This is a genomic window from Dyella sp. LX-66, from assembly GCF_018599165.1.
Lineage (GTDB): Bacteria > Pseudomonadota > Gammaproteobacteria > Xanthomonadales > Rhodanobacteraceae > Dyella_D > Dyella_D marensis.
In genome coordinates this window covers 334,411-349,450 of sequence record NZ_JAHFVJ010000003.1, presented here as the reverse complement: position 1 = coordinate 349,450, position 15,040 = coordinate 334,411, and the positions used below count along the sequence as shown (strand labels likewise).

Below are 15,040 nucleotides of genomic sequence, written 5' to 3'. Positions count from 1 at the left end.
GCTTGGCGCCAACGCCTGGCGTAGGTTGGGGTGAGCCGCAGGCGAACCCCAACATCGGTGCCTTCGTACCCTTCGCCACGTTGGGGTTCGCCTGCGGCTCACCCCAACCTACCCTGGCTTATTCGTTTCATAAGCAACTTTACGAGCTCATGCGGCGCTGCACAAAAAGCCGTTCGTTCGGGGTAGTCTTGGACGTCCAGACATCCGCCGACCCAGGTTCCGATGGCCCAGCAACGCAGTCCCGAGTTCGCTCCGCACGACGCCCCCCTGCGCGAAGACGTCCGCCGTTTAGGCACCCTGGTCGGCAACATGCTCGCCGAGCAGGTGGCGCCGGCGTTCCTGGATGAAGTCGAACGCGTGCGCACCGCGGCCATCGCGCGCCGCCACGAGGGCGCGCCGCTGGCGCTGCTGGCGGAACCGCTGACCGGTGTGGAGACCGCGCATGCCGAGGCGCTGGCGCGCGCCTTCGCCACGTATTTCCAGGCGGTGAACATCGCCGAGCGCGTGCACCGCATCCGCCGCCGCCGCGACTACCAGCGCGAGGACCGCGCGCCGCAGCCCGAATCCCTGCTCGATGCACTGGGCCGCCTGAAGGAGCAGGGTGTCGGTGCGGCCGAGCTGCTGGAATGGCTGGCGCGGCTGCGGGTGGAACCGGTGTTCACCGCGCATCCGACCGAAGCGATGCGCCGCTCGCTGCTGGAGAAGGAACAGGCGATCGTGCGCGCGCTGATCGACAACTTCGATCCCAGCCGCACGCCGCAGGAACGCAAGGAAGACGACGACCGCATCTTCATGGCGCTGTCCTCCGCCTGGCAGACCGCCGAAGCTTCGCCGGTGCGGCCCAGCGTGCAGGACGAGCATCACCACGTCGGTTTCTATCTGGCCAACCCGATCTACCGCATCGTGCCGGCGCTGTACGAATCGCTGGCGGATGCGCTGCAGCAGGTCTACGGCGTGGCGGTGGCCCTGCCGCGCCTGCTGTCGTTCGCCACCTGGGTGGGCGGCGACATGGACGGCAATCCGAACGTGGGTGCGGACACCATCGCGGCCAGCCTCGCCAACCAGCGCGCGCACGTGCTGGAGCATTACATCGACGACATCGCCGGGCTGGCGCGGCTGCTCAGCCAGACCGAAGGGCGTGTGGGCGTCGACGATGCACTGGCGCGGCGCCTGGCCGATTATCGCCAGCGTTTCCCGGAAGCCGCGGCGCAGGTGCGGCCGCGCCATGCGGACATGCCGTACCGCGCCTTCCTCGCCGTGGTGCAGGCGCGCCTGCAGGCCACGCATGACGACGATCATCCGGAAGCCTACGCGTCACCGCAGGACCTGCTGGCGGATCTGCAGCTGATCGCCGACAGCCTGCTCGACCATCGCGGCCTGCATGCCGGCGCCTATGCGGTGCAGCGCCTGATGTGGCGCGTGCGCAGCTTCGGTTTCCATCTGGCGCGGCTGGACGTGCGGCAGGATTCGCGCGTGCACGACGATGCGCTTGCCGCATTGTTCGGCGAGGCGGATTGGCCGGAACGCGACGAAGCCTCCCGCGCGCAAGCCTTGCAGCCGTATGCCAGTGGCGAACGCGCGTTCGGCGGCAGCGACGATGCCGGTGCGCAGTCATTGAAGGCGGTCTTCGCCACGCTGCGCGATGCACGCAAGCGTTACGGCAGCGACGCGGTGGGCCTGTACATCATCAGCATGGCGCGCTCCGCCGCCGACGTGCTGGCGGTGCTGGCGCTGGCGCGGCATGGCGGCCTGGTGGCCGACGAAGACCGCGTGCCGCTGGACGTCGCCCCGCTGTTCGAAACCGTGGACGACCTGGCCAATGCGCCGGCGACCTTGCGCGCGCTGTTCGGCGACCCGGTCTACCGCGCGCACCTCGACCAGCGCGGCGGCCGCCAGTGGGTGATGCTGGGTTATTCGGACAGCGGCAAGGACGGCGGCACGCTGGCCTCGCGCTGGGGCCTGCAGCGCGCGCAGGTGGAGCTGCTGGAAGTGGCGAACGAGGCTGGCGTGCGGCTGTCGTTCTTCCATGGCCGCGGCGGCTCCGCCAGCCGCGGCGGCGCGCGCATCGCGCCGGCGTTGATGTCCTCGCCGCGTGGTTCGGTGGCCGGCGTGCTGCGCGTGACCGAGCAGGGCGAGGTGATCCATCGCAAATACGGCATCCGCGCCTTGGCGCTGCGCAATCTGGAACAGACCGTGGGCGCGGTGCTGCGCGCCAGCCTGCGTCCGCGCGAGCAGGACGAGCGCGAGGCGATATGGCGCGAACGCATGGGCGAGCTGGCGGCGAACAGCCGCAAGACGTATCGCGCCTTCGTCGACCGCGACGGCTTTATCGATTACTTCCGCAGCGCCACGCCGATCGACGTGATCGAACGCATGACCCTGGGCTCGCGTCCTTCGCGCCGCCGCAGCATGCGCGGCGTGCAGGATCTGCGTGCGATTCCGTGGGTGTTCGCGTGGACGCAGTGCCGCTCGATCATCACCGGCTGGTACGGACTGGGCACGGCGCTGGAGCAGGGCGCCGCGGCGTTCGGCGAAGCGGCGCTGGCCGAGATGGCGCGCGACTGGCCGTTCTTCGCCAATATGCTGGACGACGTGGAGATGGTGCTGGCCAAGAGCGACCTGGATATCGCCGAGGCCTTCTCGCAGCTGGCCGGCGAACTGCACGAGCCGTTCTTCGCGCTGATCCGCGAGGAATTCGAACGCACCACGCGCTGGGTGCTGCGGCTGAAAGGCGCGGACGAGCTGTTGCGCGATGCGCCGAAGCTGAAAGTGTCGATCCGCCTGCGCAATCCCTACATCGATCCGATGAGCCTGTTGCAGGTGGACTTGCTGCGCCGCTGGCGCGCGGGCGGCAGCGAGGACGATGCCTTGCTGCGCGCGCTGGTCGCTTGCGTGAACGGCGTATCGCAGGGGCTGCAGAACACGGGTTGAAAGGCCCGTGGGGAACTTGCGCAAAATCTTTCGATCTCGCTAGGCTGGACGCTTTAAACGACGAGTTTTTCCATGAATGACGCTCCCCGCCGCCTCGGCCCCTTGCCCTGGCTGATCTTCGGCTCCCGCTGGCTGCAGCTGCCGCTGTATCTCGGCCTGATCGTGGCGCAGTGCGTCTACGTGTTCCTGTTCGCCAAGGAGCTGTGGCATCTGATCTACGAAGCGCCGTCGCTGGGCGAGCAGGAGATCATGCTGATCGTGCTCGGCCTGATCGACGTGGTGATGATCTCCAACCTGCTAGTGATGGTGATCGTCGGCGGCTACGAGACCTTCGTCTCGCGCCTGCGCCTGGAGAACCATCCGGACCAGCCGGAATGGCTGTCGCACGTGAACGCCTCGGTGCTGAAGGTGAAGCTGGCGATGGCGATCATCGGCATCTCCTCGATCCACCTGCTTAAGACATTCATCGCCGCCGGCTCGCTGACCGGGCTGCCGTTCTGCTCGGCGGAGATGCTGGCGAGCATTGCCGAGAACGGGCCGGGCACGGCGCTGAAATGCGCCACGCTCACGCCGGTGGGCGTGATGTGGCAGACCATCATCCACCTGATCTTTATCGTGTCGGCGATCGGGATTGCATGGACGGATCGGTTGATGCAGAGCGGCAAGAAGGACGAGCACTAAAAACTGCGTCCGGCGTAGGTTGGGGTGAAGTCAGCCTTCCAGCTCAGTCCACCGCGCGTACGCCACTTCCAGCTCCGCCTGCACCTTCGCCAGCGCATCGTTATGCCGCTGGATCGCCGCGTTGTCCTGCTGGTAGAACGCCGGATCATTCATTGCCGCCGAACGCTCGGCGATGTCCGTCTCTAGCTGCTCGATGCGCGCCGGCAACTGCTCCAGCTCACGCTGATCCTTGTAGCTCAGCTTGCGCTTCGGCTTCTCCGGCTCCGCGGCGCGGGGCGCTTCCGCCGCCTTCACCGGCACCGCTTCCACCGCACGCGTCGCCGGTCGCTGCCGCAGCCAGTCGCTATAGCCGCCGACGTAGTCGCCGACCTGGCCTTCGCCTTCCAGCACCAGCGTGCTGCTGACCACGTTGTCGAGAAACTCGCGGTCGTGCGACACCAGCAGCAAGGTGCCCTGGTATTCGGTCAGCAGTTCTTCCAGCAGCTCCAGCGTTTCCACGTCCAGGTCGTTGGTGGGTTCGTCCATCACCAGCAGGTTGGACGGTTGGGCGAACAGCTTGGCCAGCAGCAGCCGGTTGCGTTCGCCGCCGGAGAGGCGGGTGATCGGTGCGCGGGCGCGTTCCGGCGAGAACAGGAAATCCTGCAGGTAGCCGATGATGTGCTTGCGCTGGCCGTTGAGCTCGATGTATTCGCGCCCGCCGGCCACGTTGTCCAGCGCATTGAGCGTGTCGTCGAGCTGGCTGCGGTGCTGGTCGAAGTAGGCGATCTGCAGGCCGGTGCCCAGCGTCACCTCGCCGCGCTGCGGCGTGAGTTCGCCCAGCAGGATCTTGAGCAGGGTGCTCTTGCCGGCGCCGTTCGGGCCGACGATGCCGACGCGGTCGCCGCGCATGATCACGGTGTCGAGCTGGTCGATCAGCACGCGCCCGCCGTAGGCCTGGTGCACGCCGCGCGTCTCGATCACCTTCTTGCCTGAGGCCTGCGCATTGGCCAGGGTGATCCTGGCGTTGCCGCCCAGCTCGCGCCGCTCGGCGCGCTCGCGGCGCAGCGCCTTCAGTGCGCGCACGCGGCCTTCGTTGCGGGTGCGGCGCGCCTTGATGCCCTGGCGGATCCACACTTCTTCCTGCGCGAGCTTCTTGTCGAACAGCGCATTGGCCTGCGCCTCGGCGTGCAGGCGTTCCTCGCGGCGGCGCAGGTAGTTGTCGTAGTCGCCCGGCCAGCTGGTGAGCTGGCCGCGGTCGATCTCCACGATGCGCGTGGCCAGCGAGCGCAGGAAGGAGCGGTCGTGGGTGATGAAGACCAGGCTGCCGGCGAAGGACTTGAGAAAACCTTCCAGCCAGCCGATCGCCTCGATATCCAGATGGTTGGTCGGCTCATCCAGCAGCAGCACGTCCGGCTTGCGCACCAGCGCCTGGGCCAGCAGCACGCGGCGCTTCATGCCGCCGGACAGCGCGGCGAAGTCGGTGTCGGCCGGCAGTTCCAGCCGCTCCAGCACCTCGTTGACGCGGCGGTCCAGATCCCAGCCGTGCCGCGCCTCGATCTGCGCCTGCACGTCGCCCAGCGCGTCGAAGTCGTGCTCGGCCAGCAGGTGGTGGTAGCGCGCCAGCAGCGCGCCGAGGTCGCCCAGGCCCGCGGCGACCACGTCGAATACGCTGCCGGCGGTGTCCTGCGGCACTTCCTGCGCCATGCGCGCGACCACGGTACCGGTCTGCAGGCGCAGCTCGCCGTCATCGGGCTTGAGGTCGCCCGCGATCAGCTTGAGCAGGGTGGATTTGCCTTCGCCGTTGCGGCCGACGATGCACACGCGCTCGTTCGCCTCGATCGACAGATCGACGTGTTCGAGCAGGAGGGGGCCGCCGACGCTGAAGTCGACACGCTGGAGTTGGATCAGGGACATCTGCCTATTGTAGCCGTGGGTGGACTTCACGGACGAGGCAAGGATTCGGACTGCGGGCGATTGGCCGGCGCGGCCGCGGCTGCGACGATCCCGCTTATCCAGAGGACGGGACAGGCAATGAAAAAGCGTTTTCCATGTTTGTCAGGCTTTGAAAGAATTTTGTATAAATTTTCAAAGATGGCCAAAACTGCGATATCGCAGGCAGGCAGGTGAGCCGTGGACGCCGCAAGATACAAATCGCCTCAGGCCGGCCGCATCGTGCGCTGCGCCGAAGGCTACGCCGCCTTCCTGCCCGCGCCGCTGCCGCCCCGGATCGCCTGGGACGGCGAGCTGGCGCTGGCCCTGTCCCGCACTGACGCGGCGCTCAGCGAGCTTTCCGGGCTGGGCCGCCAGCTGCCCAATCCGCATCTGTTGATCGCGCCGTACCTGCGCCGCGAAGCCGTGCTTTCTTCCCGCATCGAAGGCACCCAGGCCACCCTGGCCGACCTGCTTGCGGACGAAGCCGGACAGGCGCCGCAGGCGCCGGCCGATGACGTGCTGGAGGTGCGCAACTACGTACATGCCCTGCGGCGCGGGTCAAGGAATTGCTCGGCGTGACCGACCCCACGGCGCGCGCCGCCCTGGGCGAGCTCGAACAGGCGGGCCTGATCGAGGAAACCAGCGGCCGTCAGTGGGGCCGCCAGTACCTTGCGCGCGGCGTGCTGCGCGCCATCGATCAGCCGGCGGAAGACGAGCGGGACGACACCGCTGCCTGAGCGGACGTCCCAACGAAAACGGGCCGCTCGCGCGGCCCGTTTTCTTGCAGCGGATGCGAAACCCGCTTACTTCAGCTTGGCGTCCGCGCGCAGCGCTTCGGCCTTGTCCGTCTTCTCCCAGGAGAAAGCGGTGTAGGTCTTGCCGTCCGGGCCCTTCACTTCGTACGGCGAGCGGCCGAAGTGGCCGTAGCTGGCGGTCTGCTGGTACATCGGATGGATCAGGTCCAGCATCTTGATGATGCCGTACGGGCGCAGGTCGAAATGCTTGCGGATCAGCTTCTCGATCTTGTCGTCCGAGATCTTGCCGGTGCCGAAGGTGGTCACCGAGATCGAGGTCGGCTCGGCCACACCGATGGCGTAGGAGACCTGCACTTCGCAGCGGTCGGCGATGCCGGCGGCCACGATGTTCTTGGCCACGTAGCGCGCCGCGTAGGCAGCCGAACGGTCGACCTTGGACGGATCCTTGCCCGAGAACGCGCCGCCGCCGTGGCGGGCCCAGCCGCCGTAGGTGTCGACGATGATCTTGCGGCCGGTCAGGCCGCAGTCGCCCACGGGGCCGCCGATCACGAACTTGCCGGTCGGGTTGATGTGGAACTTGGTGCCCTTGTGCAGCAGCTTGGCCGGCAGCACGGGCTTGAGGATGTGCTCGCGCACGGCCTCGACCAGGTCCTTCTGCTTGATGTCCGGATCGTGCTGGGTCGACAGCACCACGGCGTCGATCGCCACGGCCTGGTCGTTCTCGTAGCGCAGGGTGACCTGGCTCTTGGCGTCCGGGCGCAGCCACGGCAGCGGCGACTTCTTCGCCTTGCGCACCTTGGCCTGCTGCTCGACCAGGCGGTGCGAGTAGTACACCGCCGCCGGCATGTAGTCCTTGGTCTCGTTGGTGGCGTAGCCGAACATCAGGCCCTGGTCGCCGGCGCCCTGTTCTTCCGGCTTCTTGCGGTCCACGCCCTGGTTGATGTCGGGGGACTGCTTGCCGATCAGGTTCAGCACGCCGCAGGTTTCGCCGTCGAAGCCGACGTCGGACGAGTTGTAGCCGATGTCGACGATGACCTTGCGGGTGAGCGCCTCGAGGTCGATCCAGGCGCTGGTGGTGATCTCGCCGGCCACGATGGCCACGCCGGTCTTCACCAGGGTCTCGCAGGCCACGCGCGCACGCGGATCCTGGGCCAGGATGGCATCGAGGACGGCGTCGGAGATCTGGTCGGCGACCTTGTCCGGATGGCCTTCGGAAACCGATTCGGAGGTGAAGAGGAAGTTGCTCATCGCGGGTTATATCCTTCCTTACGGATAGAGAGATAAATAGAGGGTGCGGCATGATACATGCCGGTCCCCGGTTTTGCAGCTACAGCATGCAGCCGGCAGGTGACGATTTCATGCCGATTCAGCCGCTTGGACGGCCAGGAGGCCGTTTGCGCGGCCTTTCCGGCACGTCCCCAGAGGCTGCCCGAAAGCGGGCAAGAATAGCTCAGGCCGGTCGCAATGGCGGGCTGGACGGCCTGCTGGCGCCCGGTCCGGCACTTCACGACGCCAATCACAGTATTCGAAGGTTCTCGCGTTTCGCGGCCGCCCCGGGGCGGGGATGGGCCTAGACTCGCGCCCCGCGACAGGGGGAAGCCGGGCTTCACGCCACGGAGTTCGCCATGCCGCTTACGATCCGCCCCCGCACCCTTCGCCGCATCCTTTTCCCCGCCGCGCTCAGCCTCGCGTTTGTCGCACAGGCCGACAGCGGCTGGGTCTCCACCGCCACGCCGCAGGCGCTGATCCCTCTGCCGGTGCCCGGCTGCGAGTACGCCGGCAGCAACGCCTGGTCGGTCAACAGCGCGTTCTACGGCAACGTCTTCTATGGCGGCACCGACCCGTACTGCGTCGATGCCAGCGGGCTGGCCCCGCTCGATCCGGACCAACCGCTGCACCTGGTGATTTCGTTGAAATTGCGGCACCGGCCGGAGCTGCTGAGCTTTCTGCACGACGTGGTGCAGCCCGGCAGCGCGGTGTACGGGCAGTACCTGAGCCGCGCGCAGTTCCAGGGCGCCTACGCGCCGACTCCGGCGCAGGCGCTGAAGGTCGCGACCTATCTGGTGGCGAGCGGCTTCACCCACGTCGAAGTGGCGCCGAACCGCCTGCTGGTCGCCGCCGACGGCACCGTGGGCCAGGCCAGCAAGGCGTTCAACACCACCATGAAGCGGTGGAGCCTGTACGGCGCGACGGGCTACGGCAGCGCCAGCCCGGTGCAGGTGCCTGCCGCGCTGGGCGACCTCGTGGACGTGGTGCAGGGCCTGCCGGGCCTGGGCCGCGGCAGCAAGTACCACGCGGCCCTGCCGCTGCCATCGACGCCGGTGGCCGGCAACGGCTACAGCCCGGTCGATTACGCCGGCATCTACAACGCCTCCGGCGTCGGCCCGGGTACCGCCACGCCGGTGGCCGTGATCGCCCAGGGCGACATGAGCCAGACCATCAGCGATCTCAGCGTATTCACCACCAGCCACCAGTTGCCCACCGTGCCGACCACGGTCATCGCCACCGGCTCCGGACCGCTGGGTGAGGGCAGCGCGCACGACGAGAGCCAGGCCATCGTCGGCGCCGCCGGCGGACTGGCCGGCCTGAGCTTCTATGCCATGCCGAACAGCGGCAGCGCGCCGACCACGGCTGACCTGACCTGGGCCTACAACCGCGCCGTGGCGGACGACACGGCCAAGATCATCCAGAGCTCCTGGCAGGTAGAAGAGCCGATCGCCTACCTCAGTGGGGCCCAGCAGCAGGACGATGCGATCTTCATGGCCGCGCAGGCGCAGGGCCAGGTGTTCGTCGCGCCGATCGGCGAGGCCAACCAGGTGAACGCGCAGATCAACGATGTCTATCAGTTTCCGCCCGAACCGGCGACGTCGCCCTATGTGGTCGCCATCGGCGGCTCGCAGGCGAATACCGACAGCAGCAAGCGATGGAACGGCGAAACGCTGTGGTCGGAGCTGTCGGCGCTCGATAGCCCTGGCAACACCGCGTACGACTACTGGTACAGCCACAGCGGCTACAGCCTGCACGAGCCGGTGCCGCCATGGCAGGCGGCGCAGGCGCTGACGGTACGGCCCACGCCCAACCAGCCGGTGCAGCTGCCGACGACGCAGCGCTATGTGCCGGACCTGGCCTTCGACGCGCACATGGCCATTCCCGGCAGCTGGCCGAACGCCGATACGCCTGCCGGTCCGACGAATGGCGCGCGCATCATCGTGGGCGGTGTGGAGCATCACCTGTACAACGGCACCGAACTGGCGGCAGCGGTGTTCGCAGGACTGTTCGCACGCGTCGAATCGGCGCACGGCAACGCGTTGGGCCTGCCGACGCCGCAGATGTATGCGAGCTTTGCCCAGGACCGCACGCCGCTGCACGATTTCAGCGCTCCAGCGACGTCGCCCTACAACTATCAGTGCCCGCCGCCAAGCTGGACCGCCTGCTCCGGCTGGGGCAGCCTCGACATCGGCAAGTTCAACGCCTACGTGACGCAGCACTGGGGCCTGTAGATAGCGCAGGCATAATCGGCCGGCGAATCCGCGGAAACCGACGAGGTGACGACAGTGCGATCGATCAGAAGCGCAATGGTGTGGATGGTGTGGCTGCTGCTGGCGGTGTCTGCGGCGGCGAATGCGCAAGAGGCAGGTCCCGCGCCATGGCGCGACGCCATGGACGCCTTCGCCAAACAGGACCAGGCCCAACCCCCGCCGCAGCACGCCGTGCTGTTCATCGGCAGCTCCTCGATCAACTACTGGCATTCGCTGGCCGAGGATTTCCCCGGCGTGCCGGTGATCAACCGCGGCTTCGGCGGTTCGGCGATCGAGGACAGCACCTACTACGCCGACCGCATCGTCACGCCCTACCACCCGCGCCTGATCGTGATGTACGCCGGCGACAACGACGTCTACGAAGGCCATTCCGCGCAGCAGGTGGCGGACGATTTCAAGGCCTTCGTGGCGCGCGTGCGCAAGGACCTGCCGGCGGTGCCGGTGGTGTACATCTCGATCAAGCCCAGCGTGGCGCGCTGGTCGCTGTGGCCAGCTATGAGCCAGGCGAACGGCTTGATCCGCGACTGGGCGGCGACGCAGCGCGGCGTGCGTTTCGTGGATATCGCGCCGCTGATGCTCGACGCGCAGGGCAAGCCGCGTGCGGAGCTGTTCCGCGACGACGGCCTGCATATGAAGCCGGCCGGCTATGCGCTGTGGATCCAGGCGCTGCGTCCGGTGCTGGCTTCGTATGGCTTCAAGGCGAAGCAGCCAGCCGCCAAAGCATCGCGATAACGGGTAGGTTGGGGTGAGCCGCAGGCGACTGCGAAGGCAGGATGCCGTAGCGAACATCCGCGTAGCGGATGGCCCGAAGGGCTGGCTGCTGATGCAGCCAGTAACCCCAACGCCGGCACCTTCATACGCCTCGCAGCGTTGGGGTGCGCCTGCGGCTTACCCCAACCTACGACAAGGCACGGTCAGTACACGCTGGCCCGCGCCTGCACGAAGGCGAAGAAGAACACCGCGTTCGGGTCGTTGCGCACCGCCTGCAGCTCCTTGCGCATGCCGGCGACGGTGGCTGCGTCGACCTGGCCGCCGTCGAGCAGCGCTTCGGCCGCCGACAGCAGCAGTTCTTCCCAGAACTCGATCATGTGCTTGCGCCGGCCCGGCTGGCGGTTGTCGAGGTGGATGGTTTTCACCTCGGTATGCACGTCGTGGTAGCCGCCGGCCAGCAGCAGGTTGCCGAGTTTGGCGCCGATGAAGGGATCGCCGCCGGCGTCGTACTGGTGGTCGTTGAAGGCCATCCAGTAGCGCAGCAGGTGGGGTGAGTAAGGGTCGAGGAAGAACGAGGCATTCAGCACCTCGGTGACGTAGAGGGTGGCGCCGGGACTCAGCACGCGCCGCACTTCGCTGAGCACGCGGGCGGGGCTGGGCATGTGCTCCAGCACCCAGCACAGGTAGGCGGCATCGAAGCTGCGTTCGCCGAACGGCAGGTCGGTGGCGTCCGCCTGCTTGAGCGTATAGCGCGCCTCGCACCAGGCGGTGGTGGCGAGGTTGCGCTCGGCGGCGGCCAGCTGGGCCGGCGAGCGGTCGATGCCGGTGACGTGCAGCTGCGGAAAGCGGCGCAGCAGGATCTCGGTCTGCGCGCCGACGCCGCAGCCCACTTCGAGCAGGCGGGTGGCGTCGCTGTAATCCACGTGGCTGAACAGGCTCGGCTCGAACATGCGCGCCTGGTGCACGAGGCGGGCCTGTTCCTCGCTGGAGAAACCGTGGATATAGGGGAAATCGCCGGTGGGTTCGGTGGCCATGGGGCCTCCGCAGCGGGGCGGGAAAGAAAGCTTAGGCTCCGCGTTTGACGCTCTCAATCGGCCGTCGGCCAGATCGGTACGTATGCCGGCGCGGCAGCGTCAGGCCGCCAGCTCCAGCCCGCTCTCCAGCGCCTGGAAGTATTCGCGCGTCAGACGCAGCTGGTCCTGCGCGCTTTCGGCACGGTTGACCACCTCGCGGAAGGCGGCGTTTTCCGGGCGGTCCTTGGCGTACCAGCCCAGGTGCTTGCGCGCGATGCGCACGCCAGACTGCTCGCCGTAGAACGCGTACAGATGTTCCAGATGCGCCAGCAGGATCGCGGCCACTTCCGCCGGACCCGGCTCGGGCAGGCGCTCGCCGGTGGCGAGGTAGTGCGCGATCTCGCGGAAGATCCACGGCCGGCCCTGCGCGCCGCGGCCGACCATCACCGCGTCGGCGCCGGTGGCGTCCAGCACGTGTTTGGCCTGCTCGGGCGTGGTGACGTCGCCGTTGGCGAAGATCGGAATGCACACGGCGGCTTTGACCGCGGCGATGGTGTCGTATTCCGCCTCGCCTTCGTATTTGTCGGCGCGGGTGCGGCCGTGCACGGCCAGCGCGGCGATGCCGGCGTCCTCGGCGATGCGCGCGATGTTCAGCGCGTTCTTGTTCTGGCGGTCCCAGCCGGTGCGGATCTTCAGCGTCACGGGGATGTCGACCGCATCGACCACCGCCTTGACGATGCGCGCCACCAGCGGCTCGTCCTGCAGCAGGGCGGAGCCGGACCACACGTTGCAGACCTTCTTGGCCGGGCAGCCCATATTGATGTCGACGATCTGCGCGCCGTGCCCGGCGTTGTAGCGCGCGGCCTCGGCCAGCATGGCCGGGTCGTAGCCGGCGATCTGCACGCTCACCGGTTCGGGTTCGCCGGCGTGGTCCATGCGGTGCAGCGACTTGCGCGTCTGCCACAGGCGCGGGTCGGCGGTAGTCATCTCGGACACGGCCAGCCCCGCGCCCAGCCGTTTGCACAGCAGGCGGAAGGGCTTGTCGGTGACCCCCGCCATGGGCGCGAGCACCACGGGCGGGTCGATGCGGTAGGGGCCGATCTGCATCCGGCTATTTTAGCCGGGAGCGGCCCCGCCGGTCAGAAATCCACCGAGGCCTGCACGAAGAAGGTGCGCGACTGGCCCACGTAGAGGCCGTTGTTGTTGTCGGTGGAACGGGTGAAATAGCGCCGGTCGAACAGGTTCTTCACGCCCACGCCGAGCTTCAGATACGACAGCGCCGGGCCGAAGCGGTACTCGCCGCGCAGGTTCCAGGTGGTCCAGCCGGGGATGTCGCCGTAGTCGCCGGCGGGCGTGCCGACGGTGATGTACTGCGAGGGCTTGGTCGGATCGAAGCTGGGCGAACCGGGCGAATGCTGGCGCGACTGGGTGAAGGCATCCAGGTTCAGCGTCCACGGACCGCGCTCGTAGCGCACGCCGAGATTGGCGATGCGGCGCGAATAGAACGGCAGGTCGCGGCCGGCGAACGAGCCGTAGTTGTAGGTGGCCTTGGTGTAGGTGAAGGTGCCCCACAGGGTGAGGCCGCGCAGGTTCGGATCGAACGCGCCGGCATCGAGGTGGGCGGCGGTTTCCAGGCCCTTGTGGGTGGTGGCGCCGAGGTTGGTCCAGCCGTCGTGCGAATCGGCCACGCCGGGAATCTTGCCGACCAGCTGCAGCTCATGGTCGAAGTTGATGCGGAACAGCGTGGCTTCCGCGCCCCAGGCGCCGTTGTCGTAGCGTGTGCCGGCTTCGTAGGTGCGCGCGGTTTCCGGGGCCAGGCCGCTGGCGAACTGGTTGTCGGCGTTCTTCTGGCCGATCTGGAAATACTGCAGGCTGCCGAACGAGGTCTCGGCGTTGGCGTAGAGCTTCCAGCGCTCGGACAGGTGATAGATCACATTGAGCGACGGCAGCGGCTTGGAATATTTCTCGCGGCGGAAGGTCGGGCCTTTCACGATCACCGTGGCGTCGGGCAGGGCGCGCCACCAGGTGTTGATGCGCTCGTAGCGCAGGCCGGGAGTGATGGTCCAGCTGCCGGCGTTGATGGTGTCGTCGATGTACAGCGCATGCGCTTCGGTGCCGCCGACATTGTTGCCGGAGCGCACGTACGCGCCGTTGTAGGGATCGCTGTCGAACGGCGTGTAATACAGCGGCGAGTCGTACTTGTTGTTGCGCAGCGTGCGCTCGTGCATCGCTTCGTTGAGATAGCGGTAGCCGACGCCGATCTCCTGCGTCCAGCTGCCGAAGTCGAACAGCTGCGAATAGCGCGGTTCGATCGCGAAGGTGTGGTAGTTGCGCGGGTAGGCGTTGAGCTGGTGCGTGTAGATGCCGGTCTTGGCGTTCTGCGTGATCGTTTCGATGTGGCTGCCGCGGAAGCTGTCGGTGTAGTAGGTCTGCACCTCGAAGCTGCGGGTGTCGTCGACGTGGCTGTACTTCAGCACGGCGTCCTTGCGCAGGCCGCGGAAGTCGTCGAACGGGCGGCGCGACTGGAACGGGTTGGCGTCGTAGTCGGCCTGGCTGAGGCCCCCGGGCATGCCGGCCTGGCCGCGGTAGTAGTGCAGGCTGCCGCTGAGCGTGTCGGTGGCGCTGAAGCGGTAGCTGGACTTCAGCATCACGTCGTCGATGTTCGTGTTGTTCTCGTGCTCGCGGTAGCTCGGTCCCTTGGTGCCGGAGTAGAGCAGGGCGAGGCCCAGTCCCTGCGCGGTGGTGCCGCCGATGAAAGCGTTGCTCTGGGTCTGGATGCCGCCATGCGCGCCGCCCTGCAGCAGCACGCCGGCGCTGCCGCCGAAGGTCTCGGGAATCTCGCGGGTGACGAAGTTGACGATGCCGCCCACGTTCTGCGGCCCGTAGCGCACCGAACCGCCGCCGCGCACCACGTCCACCGCTTCGAGGTTGGCCACCGCCATCGGCATCATCGACACCTGCGGCTGGCCGTACGGCGCCACCGCCACGGGGATGCCGTCGAGCAGGATGGTGGAGCGCGGCGACAGGCGCGCGGTCAGGCCGCGCACGCCCACGTTAAGCGACACGTCGCTGCCGCCGGTGCCGTTGCTTTCCTGGATCTGCACGCCGGGGATGCGGCGCAGGATGTCGCGCACCTGGGTGGGCGCGGCCTCGACGATCTGCTCGCGGCGGATCGTGGTGCGCGCGCCGGGGTGGTTCTGCACGTCCCGCGCGGTGGCGTCGCCCAGCCAGTCGCCGGTGACGCGCACGGCCGCCAGGTCTTTCGCCTGCTGCTGGTCCGGCGTGTCGTCGGCGGCATGGGCGGAGGCGGCGCTGGCCAGCAGGGCCAGGGCGATGGCGCGGGAAAGACGAAGCATGGTGTTAGGAGGCCGTGAAAACGGGCATCTTAAATGAGAATAATTCTCACCACAAATTCATGCGCCGGCCCCGCCAGATGTAGGTTGGGGTGAGCCGTCAGGCGAACCCCAACAGTGCGAGGCGTATGCAGGTGGCCGTGTTG

The 15,040-nt window shown here is 67.6% G+C and carries 11 protein-coding genes; 6 read left to right on the top strand and 5 right to left on the bottom strand.

Translation table 11 applies throughout. The features are described 5' to 3' along the window. Positions 1-222 precede the first annotated feature (222 nt). A complete protein-coding gene (gene ppc, locus KK141_RS08110; protein WP_214569243.1) occupies positions 223-2,931 on the top strand; it encodes a phosphoenolpyruvate carboxylase in 2,709 nt (902 codons plus the stop codon). 72 nt (positions 2,932-3,003) lie between these two features. Beyond that, positions 3,004-3,612, top strand: a complete 609-nt coding sequence (locus KK141_RS08105) for a TIGR00645 family protein (RefSeq protein ID WP_214569242.1) — start codon at positions 3,004-3,006, stop codon at positions 3,610-3,612. A 30-nt stretch (positions 3,613-3,642) separates the two neighbouring features. On the opposite strand, the gene KK141_RS08100 is transcribed toward KK141_RS08105, so the two are convergent. Next, positions 3,643-5,505, bottom strand: a complete 1,863-nt coding sequence (locus KK141_RS08100; RefSeq protein ID WP_214569241.1) for an ATP-binding cassette domain-containing protein — start codon at positions 5,503-5,505, stop codon at positions 3,643-3,645. A 216-nt stretch (positions 5,506-5,721) separates the two neighbouring features. Here KK141_RS08100 and KK141_RS23115 point away from each other — a divergent pair, with 216 nt between their 5' ends. Both KK141_RS23115 and KK141_RS08090 read left to right on the top strand, forming a co-directional pair. After that, on the top strand, positions 5,722-6,102 hold the full coding sequence (locus tag KK141_RS23115; RefSeq protein WP_345777537.1) for a Fic/DOC family N-terminal domain-containing protein: 381 nt from the start codon (positions 5,722-5,724) through the stop codon (positions 6,100-6,102). Beyond that, positions 6,099-6,260, top strand: coding sequence for a hypothetical protein (locus tag KK141_RS08090; RefSeq protein WP_214569240.1), 162 nt, complete (start codon positions 6,099-6,101; stop codon positions 6,258-6,260). The genes KK141_RS23115 and KK141_RS08090 overlap by 4 nt, the downstream gene beginning before the upstream one ends. A gap of 66 nt (positions 6,261-6,326) precedes the next feature. On the opposite strand, the gene metK is transcribed toward KK141_RS08090, so the two are convergent. Further along, positions 6,327-7,526, bottom strand: coding sequence for a methionine adenosyltransferase (gene metK / locus KK141_RS08085; RefSeq protein ID WP_167252519.1), 1,200 nt, complete (start codon positions 7,524-7,526; stop codon positions 6,327-6,329). Between the two features lie 377 nt (positions 7,527-7,903). Between metK and KK141_RS08080 the strand changes: the two genes are divergently transcribed. Continuing rightward, positions 7,904-9,778, top strand: a complete 1,875-nt coding sequence (locus KK141_RS08080) for a protease pro-enzyme activation domain-containing protein (RefSeq protein ID WP_214569239.1) — start codon at positions 7,904-7,906, stop codon at positions 9,776-9,778. A gap of 75 nt (positions 9,779-9,853) precedes the next feature. Continuing rightward, positions 9,854-10,549, top strand: a complete 696-nt coding sequence (locus KK141_RS08075; RefSeq protein ID WP_214569455.1) for an SGNH/GDSL hydrolase family protein — start codon at positions 9,854-9,856, stop codon at positions 10,547-10,549. A 182-nt stretch (positions 10,550-10,731) separates the two neighbouring features. Here KK141_RS08075 and KK141_RS08070 read toward each other — a convergent pair whose 3' ends face one another. From KK141_RS08070 to KK141_RS08060, 3 genes are all read right to left on the bottom strand, one after another. After that, on the bottom strand, positions 10,732-11,562 hold the full coding sequence (locus KK141_RS08070; protein WP_214569238.1) for a class I SAM-dependent methyltransferase: 831 nt from the start codon (positions 11,560-11,562) through the stop codon (positions 10,732-10,734). A 99-nt stretch (positions 11,563-11,661) separates the two neighbouring features. After that, complete coding sequence (gene dusB, locus KK141_RS08065) at positions 11,662-12,648, bottom strand: tRNA dihydrouridine synthase DusB (RefSeq protein WP_214569237.1); 987 nt, start codon at positions 12,646-12,648, stop codon at positions 11,662-11,664. A gap of 32 nt (positions 12,649-12,680) precedes the next feature. Continuing rightward, positions 12,681-14,897, bottom strand: a complete 2,217-nt coding sequence (locus KK141_RS08060; protein ID WP_214569236.1) for a TonB-dependent siderophore receptor — start codon at positions 14,895-14,897, stop codon at positions 12,681-12,683. Positions 14,898-15,040: the final 143 nt, after the last annotated feature.

Excerpts from the sequence above, each read along its gene's own strand:
- ppc (WP_214569243.1), top strand. The coding sequence starts at position 223 with ATGGCCCAGCAACGCAGTCCCGAGTTCGCTCCGCACGACGCCCCCCTG.
- KK141_RS08105 (WP_214569242.1), top strand. The coding sequence starts at position 3,004 with ATGAATGACGCTCCCCGCCGCCTCGGCCCCTTGCCCTGGCTGATCTTC.
- KK141_RS08100 (WP_214569241.1), bottom strand. The coding sequence starts at position 5,505 with ATGTCCCTGATCCAACTCCAGCGTGTCGACTTCAGCGTCGGCGGCCCC.
- metK (WP_167252519.1), bottom strand. The coding sequence starts at position 7,526 with ATGAGCAACTTCCTCTTCACCTCCGAATCGGTTTCCGAAGGCCATCCG.
- KK141_RS08080 (WP_214569239.1), top strand. The coding sequence starts at position 7,904 with ATGCCGCTTACGATCCGCCCCCGCACCCTTCGCCGCATCCTTTTCCCC.
- KK141_RS08075 (WP_214569455.1), top strand. The coding sequence starts at position 9,854 with ATGGTGTGGATGGTGTGGCTGCTGCTGGCGGTGTCTGCGGCGGCGAAT.
- KK141_RS08070 (WP_214569238.1), bottom strand. The coding sequence starts at position 11,562 with ATGGCCACCGAACCCACCGGCGATTTCCCCTATATCCACGGTTTCTCC.
- dusB (WP_214569237.1), bottom strand. The coding sequence starts at position 12,648 with ATGCAGATCGGCCCCTACCGCATCGACCCGCCCGTGGTGCTCGCGCCC.
- KK141_RS08060 (WP_214569236.1), bottom strand. The coding sequence starts at position 14,897 with ATGCTTCGTCTTTCCCGCGCCATCGCCCTGGCCCTGCTGGCCAGCGCC.